Source organism: Streptomyces sp. NPDC002734, from assembly GCF_040295685.1.
GTDB lineage: Bacteria > Actinomycetota > Actinomycetes > Streptomycetales > Streptomycetaceae > Streptomyces.
In genome coordinates this window covers 73,596-86,287 of record NZ_JBEOVU010000010.1, presented here as the reverse complement: position 1 = coordinate 86,287, position 12,692 = coordinate 73,596, and the positions used below count along the sequence as shown (strand labels likewise).

Annotated in this window: 13 protein-coding genes; 5 read left to right on the top strand and 8 right to left on the bottom strand. The window is 73.9% G+C overall.

Annotation, left to right across the window (positions count from 1 at the left end; all coding sequences use genetic code 11):
* Positions 1–64: 64 nt before the first annotated feature.
* From ABT026_RS11530 to ABT026_RS11520, 3 genes are all read left to right on the top strand, one after another.
* Complete coding sequence (locus ABT026_RS11530) at positions 65–1,348, top strand: sensor histidine kinase (protein WP_502967951.1); 1,284 nt, start codon at positions 65–67, stop codon at positions 1,346–1,348.
* Positions 1,345–2,034 (top strand): response regulator, encoded by a 690-nt coding sequence (locus tag ABT026_RS11525; protein ID WP_351113972.1) that lies wholly within the window; start codon positions 1,345–1,347, stop codon positions 2,032–2,034. The genes ABT026_RS11530 and ABT026_RS11525 overlap by 4 nt, the downstream gene beginning before the upstream one ends.
* 257 nt (positions 2,035–2,291) lie before the next feature.
* On the top strand, positions 2,292–3,134 hold the full coding sequence (locus ABT026_RS11520; protein ID WP_351113971.1) for a hypothetical protein: 843 nt from the start codon (positions 2,292–2,294) through the stop codon (positions 3,132–3,134).
* Positions 3,135–3,213: 79 nt separating this feature from the next.
* Here ABT026_RS11520 and ABT026_RS11515 read toward each other — a convergent pair whose 3' ends face one another.
* Positions 3,214–3,819 (bottom strand): dihydrofolate reductase family protein, encoded by a 606-nt coding sequence (locus ABT026_RS11515; RefSeq protein WP_351113970.1) that lies wholly within the window; start codon positions 3,817–3,819, stop codon positions 3,214–3,216.
* A gap of 139 nt (positions 3,820–3,958) precedes the next feature.
* Positions 3,959–5,200 (bottom strand): MFS transporter, encoded by a 1,242-nt coding sequence (locus tag ABT026_RS11510; RefSeq protein WP_351113969.1) that lies wholly within the window; start codon positions 5,198–5,200, stop codon positions 3,959–3,961.
* Between the two features lie 92 nt (positions 5,201–5,292).
* On the opposite strand from ABT026_RS11510, the gene ABT026_RS11505 reads away from it, so the two are divergent.
* Positions 5,293–6,054, top strand: a complete 762-nt coding sequence (locus tag ABT026_RS11505) for a DeoR/GlpR family DNA-binding transcription regulator (RefSeq protein WP_351113968.1) — start codon at positions 5,293–5,295, stop codon at positions 6,052–6,054.
* A 28-nt stretch (positions 6,055–6,082) separates the two neighbouring features.
* Here ABT026_RS11505 and ABT026_RS11500 read toward each other — a convergent pair whose 3' ends face one another.
* Both ABT026_RS11500 and ABT026_RS11495 read right to left on the bottom strand, forming a co-directional pair.
* The gene (locus ABT026_RS11500; RefSeq protein ID WP_351114080.1) at positions 6,083–7,615 is read right to left on the bottom strand and encodes an MFS transporter; all 1,533 of its coding nucleotides are present in this window, start codon (positions 7,613–7,615) and stop codon (positions 6,083–6,085) included.
* Positions 7,615–8,163 (bottom strand): TetR/AcrR family transcriptional regulator, encoded by a 549-nt coding sequence (locus ABT026_RS11495; RefSeq protein ID WP_351113967.1) that lies wholly within the window; start codon positions 8,161–8,163, stop codon positions 7,615–7,617. Before ABT026_RS11495 ends, ABT026_RS11500 begins: the two co-directional genes overlap by 1 nt.
* 106 nt (positions 8,164–8,269) lie before the next feature.
* On the opposite strand from ABT026_RS11495, the gene ABT026_RS11490 reads away from it, so the two are divergent.
* Positions 8,270–8,482, top strand: a complete 213-nt coding sequence (locus tag ABT026_RS11490; RefSeq protein WP_351113966.1) for a hypothetical protein — start codon at positions 8,270–8,272, stop codon at positions 8,480–8,482.
* A gap of 127 nt (positions 8,483–8,609) precedes the next feature.
* On the opposite strand, the gene ABT026_RS11485 is transcribed toward ABT026_RS11490, so the two are convergent.
* Genes ABT026_RS11485 through ABT026_RS11470 form a run of 4 tightly spaced genes read right to left on the bottom strand, consistent with a single transcriptional unit; the run spans position 8,610 to position 12,628 of the window.
* A complete protein-coding gene (locus ABT026_RS11485; RefSeq protein ID WP_351113964.1) occupies positions 8,610–9,875 on the bottom strand; it encodes an FAD-dependent monooxygenase in 1,266 nt (421 codons plus the stop codon).
* Positions 9,876–9,918: 43 nt separating this feature from the next.
* Entirely contained in the window at positions 9,919–10,623 is a 705-nt protein-coding gene (locus ABT026_RS11480) for a maleylpyruvate isomerase family mycothiol-dependent enzyme (RefSeq protein WP_351113963.1), read from the bottom strand.
* On the bottom strand, positions 10,623–11,462 hold the full coding sequence (locus tag ABT026_RS11475; RefSeq protein WP_351113962.1) for a fumarylacetoacetate hydrolase family protein: 840 nt from the start codon (positions 11,460–11,462) through the stop codon (positions 10,623–10,625). Before ABT026_RS11475 ends, ABT026_RS11480 begins: the two co-directional genes overlap by 1 nt.
* Positions 11,459–12,628: a cupin domain-containing protein gene (locus ABT026_RS11470; protein ID WP_351113961.1), complete on the bottom strand. Its 1,170-nt coding sequence runs from the start codon at positions 12,626–12,628 to the stop codon at positions 11,459–11,461. The genes ABT026_RS11475 and ABT026_RS11470 overlap by 4 nt, the downstream gene beginning before the upstream one ends.
* Positions 12,629–12,692 lie beyond the last annotated feature (64 nt).

The following is a 12,692-nucleotide window of genomic DNA, read 5'->3' as shown; positions in this document are numbered from 1 at the left end:
GCGTGGGCGGCGGCGCCGCAGCGCGGCATTCCTCCCCCGGGCAGTCGACCCCGCAGGTGACACCGTGAGCATCGAGAACGCCGGGGCCATGAGCCCGTTGGTCGCCGGGCTGGCCTCCACCGGGCAGCGCCTGCGGCAGATCGACCAGCGCCGTCCGTGGGCGCTGGACACCGCCGTCGTGCTGGTGGTCGTCCTGGTGTGCTGCCTGCCGGACCTGCTGGTCGAGGGCACTCCCGAGGGCCCGCACGGCGTGCGGCTGGACCTCACCGATCTGCCCCTGGCGCCGACGCTGGCCCTTCAGGCCGGGCTGGTACTGCCCCTGTGGTGGCGGCGGCGCGCGCCGTTGCCCGTCTTCGGCGTGATCGCCGCCGCCTTCGTCGTCCAGTGGTCCCTCGACGCGGCGCTGCGGGCGGACGTCGCCCTCTTCGTCGCGCTGTACAGCCTGGCGCTGCACGGGCGGCTGCGGCGGCTGCCGTGGGCCTGTGCCGTGACGGCGCTCGCCATGGGGCTGGTGGCGTGGCGGGTGCGCGCCACGATGTCGGTCTGGGACACCCTCTTCTTCCTGCTCGGCACGGCGACCGCGGCGGTCGCGCTCGGCATCGCGATCCGGATCCGCCGGGCCCAGCTGGCCGGGCTGCGGGAGCGCGCGGCCCGTCTGGAGATCGAGCGCGACCAGCGCAGCAGGCTGGCGACGGCGACCGAGCGGGCGCGGGTGGCCCGCGAGATGCACGACGTCGTGGGCCACAACCTGAGCGTCATCATCACCCTCGCCGACGCGGGCGCGTACGCCGCCGACGCGGCTCCCGAACGCGGCAAGGAGGCGCTGCGGCTGATCGGCGGCACCGGCCGCCAGGCCCTGGACGAGCTGCGCCGGGTGCTCGGGGTGCTGCGCGAGGCGGGTGGCGACCCGTCGGCGGGTTCGCTGCTCAGCCCGCAGCCCGGCATCGCCGACGTCGACATGCTGTGCGCGGGCGTCCGCGCCGCCGGGCCGGAGGTCGCCTACCGCACCACCGGGGACGTGCGGGCCCTCGACCCGGGCGTACAGCTGACCGCGTACCGCATCGTGCAGGAGGCGCTGACCAACACCCTCAAGCACGCCGGGACCGACACCAGGGTGAGCCTGTCGATCACCGCCGACGACCGGCGGCTGGACATCGAGGTCCGGGACACCGGCCCGCTCGCCCCCGCCGGGCCTGCCGGACCGCGCGAGGAGGAAGGACACGGTCTGATGGGTATGCGCGAGCGTGCCGCGTTGTACGGCGGAACCGTCGACGCCGGCCCCACGGAGGACGGCGGCTGGCGCGTGGCGGTCGGCCTCGACCTCACCCCGCAGGGCGGTGCCCGGTGACCACCGTGCTCATCGTCGACGACCAGCAGCTCCAGCGCTACGCCTTCCGCGTCCTGCTGGAGTCCGTCCCGGAGACCACCGTGGTCGGCGAGGCGGCCCACGGCGCCGACGCGGTCCGCAGGGCAGCCGAACTGCGCCCCGACGTGGTCCTGATGGACATCCGCATGCCCGGCATGGACGGTATCGAGGCCACCCGCCGCATCGTCGCCGGGGGCGGCCGCTCCCGGGTCCTGGTGCTGACCACCTTCGACCTCGACGAGTACGTGCACGCGGCCCTGCGCGCGGGGGCCAGCGGCTTCCTGCTGAAGGACGCCCGCCCCGAGGAGCTGTTCGCCGGCATCCGCGCGGTGGCCGCGGGCGACGCCGTGATCGCTCCGGCGCTCACCCGCCGCCTGCTCGACGAGTACGCCCAGCACATCCCGCGTCCCGACACCGACCCGGCCCTCGACCCCCGGCTGGCCGCCCTCACCGACCGCGAACGCGAGATCCTGGTCGCCATCGGCAAGGGCTGGACCAACGGCGAGATCGCCGCCCATTTCGTCCTCTCCGAGTCGACCGTGAAGACCCACGTCGGACGCGTCCTCGCCAAGATCGGCGCCCGTGACCGCGTCCAGGCGGTGATCTACGCCTACGACCTCGGCCTCACCCGCCCCCGCTCGGCCCCCGATCCCCCGAACACGCCCTGAACCCGGCGACTCTCGCCTGCCCCTGCCCTCCTGCCGCGGCCGGAGCAGGCAGGACCGACCCGATCGGCCGACACGCACGGCGCGGCTCGTCGGGCCCTTCACCCGTCCGACGTGCTGCGCTGGTCGTGGCGGCCGGTGGGTGATGCGGTGGAGGCACGGAGGAACCGGTGCGGTGCGCCCGAGGCGCGCCGGGCCGTCGTTGCTCCTCCCCGCGAAGCGGAGAGCGGGGCTCGCAGCTCAGCACCCAGGAGGCACCGGTGACCACTCCCCGTCCGGCCGTCCGGCCGATGCGTTACCTCGCCGCCGCGATGGCGGCCGGGGCCCTGCTCGCCACCACCGCCTGCTCCGGCGCGGGGACGGGCAGCGGACCCGAGGCCCGCACCGGCGCCGGCCGGGGCGAACGTCCCGCCGAGGCGGCGACCGGCACCCCCTCGCCCTCCCCCACCCTCACCGAGGACGGCGCGCGTCACGCGCTGATCACCGCGGCGCAGATCGAGGACGACTGGACCCAGGTCACGACGTCCACCGCGCGGTCCTGGCGCGACAGCCTCCTGATCGGCAAGGTCGACGCCGCGCAGTTCCTGACGGGCAAGTCGGACGTCGCCGAATGCCAACGCATGACCGACGCGCTGTTCGACGAGACGCTGCTCGGCAGCCCGTCCGGCGCCTCGGCGCTCGCCGGTTTCGAGGAGGGCGACTCGCGGCTGCTGTACCAGGTCGCGACGTACGACCAGAAGACGCTCGACGACTCGATGCGGTGGCTGAAGACGCTGCCGCAGAGCTGCGACAGCTTCACCCTGACCGGCGACGACGGCGGGAAGCGCACCGTCGAGGTGGTGGAGACGGCGATCCCGAAGGAGGGCGACGCCCGGCAGGGCCTGACCGTCACGGTGCAGGGCGACGAGGACGGCAACCCGGTGACCCTCACCCTGGCCGTCGCGGTCGTGCGGGTCGGCACGAACGCGATCACCGTCACCCAAGGCGGCGTGAGCGGGGCGAAGACCAGCACCACCGACTCGGCGGTGCGGCAGGGCACGCCGCGGCTCCAGGAAGTCCTCGCCGGCCGCACCCCGACCCCCAACCAGACGGTCTTCGACTGATCCCCGACCGATCCCCGCAGCCGCGGCCGGCGAGGCGTCGGCGCGGCGGCGCCGGTTCCGCCCGGGCGTCGACGTGACGTCAGGCGGGGGCCCCGAGCGGCGGGTGTTCGAGGACGCGGGGCCGGTACTCGACCAGCTGGATGCGACCGTCGAAGGTGCGCTGGTCGGTCATCTCGAGGGCGACGTCCGGATAGCCGTCGTAGATGCGTTCCTCGCCCGTGGCCCCGGTGATCACCGGGAACATCACGACGCGGAAGCGGTCGACGAGTCCGGCGCGCAGCAGCGACCGGGACAGGCTGAGGCTGCCGATGGTGCTGAGGAGCCCCGGGCCGCCGGACTTCATGGCGCGGACCGCCTCGACGGCGTCGTCGCGGACGAGCGTGGAGTTGGCCCAGGTCAGCGGCTCCTCGAGGGAGGAGGAGAACACCACCTTGGACGCTCGCGTGAGTTCGTCGACGGACTCCTCCTCCTCGGGCCGGAACTCGTCCTGGCCGTCGGGAACCCGGCCCTCCGCGAAGCCGGACATCAGGCGGTAGGTGTTCGCTCCCATCAGGTAGGTGACCTCGGGCTGCTCACCGAGCCACGCGAGGTACTCCGGGCCCTCGAGCCCCCAGAACCCGGGCCATCCCTCGCCCGAGGCGTAGCCGTCGAGGGAGGTGATGAAGTCGACGAGAAGGTCCGACATGGCGCTGTCCTTTCCTGGGCTGTCACCAGGGTGGACCGGTCGGGAGCCGCGTACTCATCGGCCGCGCCGTGGAGACGCGGGAACGGCGCGTGGGGGGCGGGCTCGTGCGGCACGAGGTCAGGCCGTGCCGCACGAGCGGTCAGTGGCCGACGGGCGCCGTCTCGCTCCGTCGCGTGCGGTCGACCGAGGCGGTGCGCAGCACCCCGGCGCCCAGGGCGGTGGTCACGCACAGCAGGGTCAGCAGGATGAACGCGTGGTCCAGGGCGACCAGACGGGTCAGCCAGCCGATGAGGGCGGGGCCGGCGAGCATGCCGACGTAGCCGAGCCCGGCGACGCGGGAGACGTTGGCCCCGGCGGCCGCGGGGTCGGCGTGCCCGGCGGCACTGAACAGCTGCGGAACGGTGCCGGAGAGGCCCAGCCCGAACAGCGCCCAGCCCACGAACGCGGCCCACATCCACGGGCAGAGGGCCACCAGCGTGATGCCCACGGCGGCCAGCGCCGAGCCGTACCGCAGGATCGCCATGGACCCGAACCGGGCGACGCAGCGGTCGGTGAGCAGCCGGCCCACGGTCATGGCGGCCGCGAAGGTGCCGTACGCGAAGGCGGCGGTGCCGGTCGACGCGCCGAGGACGTCCTGCAGGTGCAGCGCGCTCCAGTCGTTCGCCGCGCCCTCGCACAGCATCACCATCAGCGCCAGGACGGCGAGGAGCCACACCCGCCCGGTGCCGCCACCGGTGGGCGACGCCTTCTCCCCGGGAGCGAGGGCGGTGCCTTCGGCGGCAGCCGGGGCGGCGCCCTCGGAGGCAGGGCTCCCGGTCACGGCAGGGGCCGCCATCAGGGCGCGGGCCGAGACCAGGGCGACGAGGATCCCCACCGCTCCCATCACGGCCATGCCGGCCACCGGGCGCAGCCCGACGGCGGTGGTGCCCGCCGCGGCGAGGGCGGCGACGACGCCGCCGACGGAGAACGTGGCGTGGAAGCCGGACATGACGGGCCGGCCGTACGCCTTCTCGACGTGCACGGCATGGGCGTTCATGCTCACGTCCAGGCAGCCGTTGCAGAAGCCGAAGACCAGCAGTGCGCCCGCCAGCGTCCACGGGTCCTGGGCGATGCCGGGCAGGATCAGGGACGCGCCGCACAGCACGCCGCTCGCGGGCACGACGACGCGCGCCCCGAGGCGGTCGGTCAGCGGGCCGGCCACCTGCATGCCGAGGAAGGCTCCGAGCCCGAGCAGGACGAGCAGGCCGCCCAGGGTGGCGTGGCTGATGCCCACCCGCTCCTCGACTACGGGGATGTGCACCACCCACGCGCCCATGAGGATGCCGCACAGGACGAAGTAGACATAGGTCGCCCCGCGGGCGGCTCGCAGCGAACGTTCCATACCGATCACCGTAAACGAACAAGGCACGTGTTCGAAAGGCATGTCGGCGAACAGATTGCCTGTTCGTTCGGCGGTGGTGTTCAATGCCGGGCATGAGCTACGCAGACCGCCACGCGCTGATCGCGAAGGCCGTCAGGGACTCCGGGAGCGCCACGGTCCAGGAGCTCGCGGAGCTGACCGGGGCCTCGGAGATGACCATCCGCCGCGACCTCGACGCGCTGGCCGCCCAGGGCGTGCTGGAACGCGTCCGGGGCGGGGCCCGCACCCTGCTGCTGCGGGGCGAGGAGCCTCCGTTCGCGCTGCGCGTCCACGAGGCGCTGGACGCCAAGCGGCGGATCGCCGCCGAGGTGTCCGCCCTCGTCGCGGACGGCGAGAGCGTCCTGCTGGACAGCGGCACCACCTGCCTGGAGGTCGCGCGGCTGCTGCGCGAGAGGCCCGTGACGGTGATGCCGCTGTCCCTTCAGGCCGTCCAGCTGTTCGCCGAGGCGCCCGGCCCGGCCACGCTGGTCGTGCCCGGAGGGCAGCCCCGGGCCGCGGAGGGCGCCCTCACCGGGCCGCTCACCCTCGCGTCGCTGGCGGCGCTGCGCTTCGACACCGCCGTCGTGGGCTGCTGCGGGCTGAGCGCGGCCGACGGGCTGACCGCCTACGACCTCGAGGACGCCACGGTGAAGAAGGCGGCCGTCGCCTCGGCCCGCCGGGTCGTCGCCGCGACGGACGGCGGCAAGCTCGGCCGCACCGCCTTCGCCCACGTCGTGCCCTCCGCCCTCCTGCACACGCTGGTCACCGACGCCACCGCGCCCGCCGACGAGGTGGCGGCGCTGGAGGCCGCCGGCACCGTCGTCCGCACCGTCTGACGGGGCTCCCCGGTCCGACGGGGCTCGCTCAGTGCTCGACGGGTTCGTCGGTGAGCTTCTGCCCGCGCAGCAGGAACCAGGCCATGCCCGCGGCGAGCAGCAGCAGTCCCGCGCCGACGCCGGCGGCCAGGGCCACGCCGTCGACGAAGGACTCGCGTGCCGCGTGCAGCAACGCCTCGGCGTGACCGGCGGGCAGGTGCTCGGCGGCCACCACGGCTCCGGCCAGCGACTCGTGGGCCGCTTCCGGCGTTCCGGCCGGCCCGGTGAAGCCCTGGTAGACGTTGGTGACGACCGACCCGAGCAGGGCCACCCCCAGGGCGGTGCCCAGTTCGTACGCCGTCTCCGACACCGCGGAGGCAGCGCCCGCCTGCTCCTTGGGCACGGCGGTGAGGATGACGTCGGAGGTGACGGTGAACGACAGTCCGGCGCCGAACCCGACGACCAGCAGGGCCGTGCCCAGCAGCGGGTAGCCGGTGGCCTGGGTGAGCGTGGTGAGGGCGGCCAGGGTCAGCCCGATGGCGGCCAGGCCGCCGGAGACGACCGCGCGCACCGACACGCGGCGCGCCGCGGCGCCGGCGAGCAGACCCGCCACCACCGCGCCGACGGCGGCGGGCAGCTCGGCGACACCCGCCTCCATCGGGCCCCGGTCCTGGACCAGTTGCAGGTACTGGGAGAGGAAGAACAGCAGTCCGGACAGCCCGAGGATGGTCAGCAGGTTCGCCAGGACGGCCCCGCTGAAGCCGCGGTTGCGGAACAGCCGGACGTCCACCAGCGGGACGGGCAGCGCACGCTGCCGTCGGACGAAGGCGTACAGGGCGGCCGCGCCGAGCAGTCCGGCAGCCAGGGTGGGCCAGGTGATTCCGTGGGCGGCGGCCTCCTTGATCGCGTACACGACGCCGACCATGCCGACCAGCGACAGCAGTACGCTCGGCAGGTCCCACGGCCCCGGAGCGGGGTTGCGCGACTCCGGCAGCATCCTGACGCCGACGACGACCAGCAGCGCCATCACCGGCAGGTTGATCAGGAAGACCGAGCCCCACCAGAAGTGCTCCAGCAGCACGCCGCCGACGATCGGGCCGACCGCCATGCCCGCCGAGGCGGCGGCGGACCAGATGCCGATGGCGAGGCTGCGCTCGCGCTGGTCCTGGAAGATGTTGCGGATCAGCGCGAGGGTGGACGGCATCAGCGTGGCGCCGGCGACGCCGAGCAGCGCCCGGGCGACGATCATCGTCTCGGGGGTCGTCGCGTAGGCGCTCAGCAGCGAGACCAGACCGAACGCGGTGGCGCCGATGAGCAGCAGGCGTTTGCGGCCGATGCGGTCGCCGAGACTGCCCATGGAGACCAGCAGGCCGGCGATCACGAAGGAGTAGGCGTCCCCGATCCACAGCAGCTGGGTGCCCGTGGGCTGGAGGTCCTCGCTGAGGTAGGGCGTGGCCAGACCGAGCACGGTGGCGTCCACGGCGACGAGCAGCACGGCGAGGACGAGGACGCCCAGGGCGACCCAGCGCCCCGGAGTCCGCTGCGCACTGCCGTGTTCGGCCGTCTGCGGGAAGGTGGTCATCACGCGTCCCTCCGTATGGCGCCGCCGAGCAGCAGCTCGACGAGCATGTGGGAGATGTCGTTGCGGGCGACCCTGCCCTCGGTGACGGCCCAGCCGCCCGCGGCCAGCAGGCCGTAGAGGGCCTCGGTGAGCCACACCGCGCTCAGGTCGATGCGGAACTCGCCGCTCTCCTGGCCCCGCCGGAACAGGCCGGTGAGCCGTTCGTCGATGCGGGCCCAGCCGGCGTTCTGCTCCTCGCCCTCGAAGAGCTGGTTCTCGGAGTAGAGGAAGGCGAGCAGGCCGGCGCACGGTTCGACCGCGCGGACCAGGCGGCGCAGCGCCTCCTCGGCGCTCCCCTCCTCCGGGCAGGCCGCGGCCAGGGCCTTCTCGCACTCGGTGATGCCGAACTCCTCCAGGGCGCGCACCAGGGTGTCCCGCCCGGGGAAGTGCCGGTTCAGCGTCGCCCGGCTGATCCCCGCGGCCCGGGCGACCTCTTCGGTGGTCGCCGTGGACCTGCGCGCCAGCAGGTCGGCCGCGGTACGCAGCACATGGTCACGATCGAAGCTCATGAGCCAACCGTAACCCACATGAGACATCGATGTCTCACTCGAACCATGAACGGCTCACTCATGTGCTCCGCGGAACCGGCGGGGAACGCGACGCGTCGTGTCGGCGGTGAGACGGAAACTTCTGAGCCACGCACGCGGCTGGAGCACGCGCCGCAGGATCACGGTCTACCTGTTCGCGCAGTCGCTGCTGCTCGGCGTGACCGTCACGGTCGTCCGCGCCTGGGACGCCCACGTCTCGCCCCTCGGCTACCTCGTGCCGTGGCTGGGCGCGGCCGCCGGTGGGCTGATGGGCCTGGTCCACAGCTCGCGTAAGGCGTGACGCGCGCCCGCCGGCCCCGTCCGCCCACCTCATCGGGAGGCCGTCGCTGAGCCTCACGGAGGTGCGCCGAGGACAAGACCAGGGGGCGACGACGGATCCGTCGTCGCCCCCTGCCCCGCTCCCGGCGTCAGGCCGCGGAGGTCACCGGGATCGGCGTGAACATCTCGGGTTCCTCGTCCGGGGTGAGCGCGGTCGGACCGTAGATCCAGTCGGTGAAGGAGTAGTCGTAGGTGCCGCGGGCCCGCAGGATCTCGTTGCGCCGTCGGCGGTCCTCACCGTCGAGGTGCCACAGCTCGCCCCAGGCGCGGGCCGTGGTCTGCACCCGGCGGCAGTGCTCCACGCGGACCGCCTCGTAGGCCGCGAGGGCGCCGTCCCAGTCCGGCCGCTCGCCGGGGGCGGCGGCCTCGCGCATCCTCGTCCACTGCTCGGCCAGCACCCAGCCGTCCTCGATCGCCATGATCGCGCCCTGCGCCATGTACTGCAGCGGCGGGTGCGCGGCGTCGCCGAGGAGCACGATCCGGCCGTGCACCCAGGTCTCGATCGGGTCGCGGTCGAACATCCGCCACCAGCGGTCGCGCCACATCAGCGGGATGCCGTCGCGCACGGTGCCGCAGGTGGCGGCGAAGGCCGCGTCCAGCTCGTCCGGGGTGCCCCAGTCCTCCTGCCCGGCCAGCGCCTTGGGGGACTCGAAGACGGCGACCTGGTTGAACATGGCGCCGCCGCGCAGCGCGTACTGCACGAAGTGGCAGCGCGGGCCGACGTACAGGGTCACGTCCTTCTCCGCGACGCCGTTGTCCTGCACCTTCTCGATGGGCACGGCCGCCCGGTAGGCGACGTAGGAGGAGCTGACCACGTCGTCGCCGACCAGCTGGCGGCGGGCCACCGAGTGCAGCCCGTCCGCCGCGACGACCAGCGGCGCCTCGTGGACGGCGCCGTCCTCGAGACGGACGCGGGCGCCCTCGGCGGTGTTCTCGTAGCCGACCACCGTGGCGTCGGTGAGCAGTTCGACGCCGGCCCGCTCGCAGGCGCGCAGGAAGATGCCGTGCAGGTCGCTGCGGTGGATCACCATGTACGGGAAGCCGTAGCGGCGTTCGAGGTCGCGCAGGTCCAGCCGGGTCAGTTCGGTGGAGTCGAGCGCGTCCTTCATCACCATGGACTCGGGCACCACGCCCAGGCTCCTGGCCTCGTCCAGCAGGCCGTACTCGGCGAGGATGCGGGTGCAGTTGGGGGCGATCTGCAGCCCCGCGCCCACCTCGCCGAACTCGGGCGCGCGTTCCAGGACGCGCACCCGCAGGCCCTTGCGGGTCAGGGCGAGGGCGGTGCCGAGACCGCCGATGCCGCCGCCGACCACGAGGACGTCGGGCCGGTCCGCGGCGCTGGCTTCAGTGTTCATGATCGGTTCCTTCGGTGGCGGGACGGTGCCTGCGCGGCCCTGGTCACAGCCAGGGGCCCAGCGCGGGGGCGGGCGTGCCGTCCGCCGCGCGGAGGCCGGCGTCCCGTCCGGTGAGGTAGGCGGCGAGGTCGGGCAGCGGCGCGGTCACCAGGACGGGGTCGCCCTCGCCGGGCAGTTCCCAGGTGTCGTGCGGCGCCCGCAGGGTCACGGCGGGTCCGGGGGCCGTCGCGCGCTTGGCGGCGACGTCCGCGCACAGGGCGGCGAGGAAGTCGTCCGGCAGGTCGGCGAAGGTGACGCCTGCGTTCAGGTCGACGGCGTGGACGCACACCTCGCGCGAACGCATCCAGGGCAGCTCGGTCGCGGGCACGGTTCGCCCCTGCGCGGTGACGACCGGGGCCCGCCACTGCTCCTCAGTGAGGGCGGCGGTGGCGGCCTCCAGCGCCCGGGCGGACTCGCGCAGCCAGGCGGTGAGCTCCCCGGCCGACAGGGCGGGGCCGCGTTCGATGCCCGCCGCGCGCTCCTCGGGCGAGGCGTACATCGGGGTGACCTCGCCGGTGGCGGCCCAGTGCACCAGGTTGGACAGCGCCTCGGCGTTGGCGGCGACGTGCGCGGTCAGGTGGGCCCGGGTCCAGCCGGGCAGGGCGCTCGGCGCGGCGAGGGCGTCGCCGTCGAGGCGGTCGGCGGCCCGCAGCACCAGGTCGGTGCCGAGGGCGGCCCAGCGGCGGGCGTCGTCGAGGGTGCGGGCCATCAGTGGGACGCCTCCCGCACGATCCGGTTCTCCAGGCGGCCGAGGCCGGCGATCTCGGTGACGACGCTCTCGCCGCCGGTGAGGTAGCGGGCCGGCTTGCGTGCGTGGCCGACGCCGCCGGGGGTGCCGGTGGCGATGATGTCGCCCGGGTTGAGGCGCACGATCGTGGAGACGTACTCGACCAGGGCGACCGGGTCGAAGAGCAGGTCGCCGGTGTTGTCGGACTGCATGACCTCGCCGTCCACGGTGAGTGTGACGTCAAGGGCGGGGCGCACGCCGCCGGGCAGTTCGTCGGGGGTGACCAGGTAGGGGCCGACGGGGGTGGAGGAGTCCCACATCTTGCCCTGCAGCCATTCGCGGGTGCGGAACTGCCAGTCGCGGCAGGTGATGTCGTTGAGCACGGTGAAGCCGGCGACGGCCTGCTCGGCCTCCTCGCCGGTGGCGCGGCGCACCTTCCTGCCGACGACCAGGGCGAGTTCGACCTCCCAGTCGAACTCCTCGGTCTCGGCGGGCCGCTGGATGTCGTCGCCCGCGCCGATCAGGCTGTCGGCGAACTTGGCGAAGAGGGTGGGGTGCTGGGGCAGGTCCCGGCCCATCTCCTGGATGTGGTTGCGGTAGTTGAGGCCGACGCAGACGACCTTGGTGGGGGCGGGCACCACGGGGGCGAAGTCGGCGCCGTCCACCGGGTGACGGGCGCCGGCCGCGGAGGCGGCGAGGGCCTGCCAGTCGTCCTGTGCGAGGAGCGTGCCGACGTCGGGGAAGCCGAGCTCGACCAGGCTGTCGCCGTCGAGCCGGACGGCCTGGGTGGTGCCGCTGGTGCGGAGGGTGGCGAGCTTCATCGGGTGGTTCCTTCCACGTGGGTGCGGTTGAGCCGCAGGGCTTCGAAGACGGGTGCGTCGCTGAACCGGAAGAGGTCCAGGGCGCCGGAGTCGGAGTCGGTGGCGCCGGCCTCGGAGCGGACGGTCAGCGGCTGCCAGGACGGCACGACGAACAGGTCCCCGCGGGTGACGGACCAGGTCCGGTCGCCGACGGTGACGGTTCCGGAGCCGTCGAAGACCTGGTAGACGGACGAGCCGGTCTCCTGGACGGGCGCGGTCTGGGCGCCGCGCGTGATCCGGTGCATCTCGGCGCGGAGGGTCGGCAGCACGTCGGCGCCGGTGGCCGGGTCGCTGAAGCGGACGGCCGCGTGCCCGTGCTCCACGGTGCCCGGGTGGCCTTCGGCCTCCAGCGCGAGCTGGTCGGCGAGGGCGCGGTCGGTTTGCTCCCAGCGGTAGGCCAGCAGCGGGGATCCGGGGCCGGTGGCCCCGGCGGAGACGGGCCGCAGGCCGGGGTGGCCCCACAGCCGCTCGGAGCGGGAGCGGTCCGGGGTGATCCGCTCGGCGTCGCTGATCTCGTCGCGGCCGAACTCGAAGAACTGGGCCTCGTTGGCGTACTGGAAGGGGATGTCCAGGCCGTCGATCCAGGCCATCGGCTCGGAGGTGGCGTTGTGGTGGGCGTGCCAGTTCCAGCCGGCCTGCGGCAGGAAGTCGCCGCGGCGCATCGCCACGGGGTCGCGGCCGACCACCGTCCACACGCCCTCGCCCTCGACGACGAAGCGGAAGGCGTGCTGGGTGTGCCGGTGCTCCGGGGCGTCCTCGCCGGGCATCAGGTACTGGATCGCGGCCCACAGCGTCGGGGTCGCGAAGGGGCGGCCGCCGAGCGAGGGGTTGGCCAGGGCGATGGCCCGGCGTTCGCCGCCGCGGCCGACCGGGACCAGGTCGCCCGCCTGCGCGGCGAGTTCCCGCAGGCGGTCCCAGCGCCACACGTGCGGCAGGGCACGGGAGCGCGGGTGGGCGGGCATCAGGTCGCCGATCTCGGTCCACAGCGGGACGAGCAGCTCCTGCTCGAACCCCCGGTACAGCTCTTCGAGCGCCGGGGTGACGTCGGGTTGTCCCTCGGCGGAGACGGCCTTCAGCCGGACCGGGGAGCCGGCGGCGGTGTCGTGGGCGATGGCGGAGTCAGTCACGGGAACAGACTGCGACGCGTCGGAGAGCAGAACGGGTAGATTCTGGAGAGCAGAATCCTGTGAA

Bases quoted from the DNA above. Each gene is read 5' to 3' on its own strand.
- ABT026_RS11500 (WP_351114080.1), bottom strand. From the start codon at position 7,615: ATGACCACCTTCCCGCAGACGGCCGAACACGGCAGTGCGCAGCGGACT.
- ABT026_RS11505 (WP_351113968.1), top strand. From the start codon at position 5,293: ATGAGCTACGCAGACCGCCACGCGCTGATCGCGAAGGCCGTCAGGGAC.
- ABT026_RS11475 (WP_351113962.1), bottom strand. From the start codon at position 11,462: ATGAAGCTCGCCACCCTCCGCACCAGCGGCACCACCCAGGCCGTCCGG.
- ABT026_RS11485 (WP_351113964.1), bottom strand. From the start codon at position 9,875: ATGAACACTGAAGCCAGCGCCGCGGACCGGCCCGACGTCCTCGTGGTC.
- ABT026_RS11480 (WP_351113963.1), bottom strand. From the start codon at position 10,623: ATGGCCCGCACCCTCGACGACGCCCGCCGCTGGGCCGCCCTCGGCACC.
- ABT026_RS11515 (WP_351113970.1), bottom strand. From the start codon at position 3,819: ATGTCGGACCTTCTCGTCGACTTCATCACCTCCCTCGACGGCTACGCC.
- ABT026_RS11495 (WP_351113967.1), bottom strand. From the start codon at position 8,163: ATGAGCTTCGATCGTGACCATGTGCTGCGTACCGCGGCCGACCTGCTG.
- ABT026_RS11510 (WP_351113969.1), bottom strand. From the start codon at position 5,200: ATGGAACGTTCGCTGCGAGCCGCCCGCGGGGCGACCTATGTCTACTTC.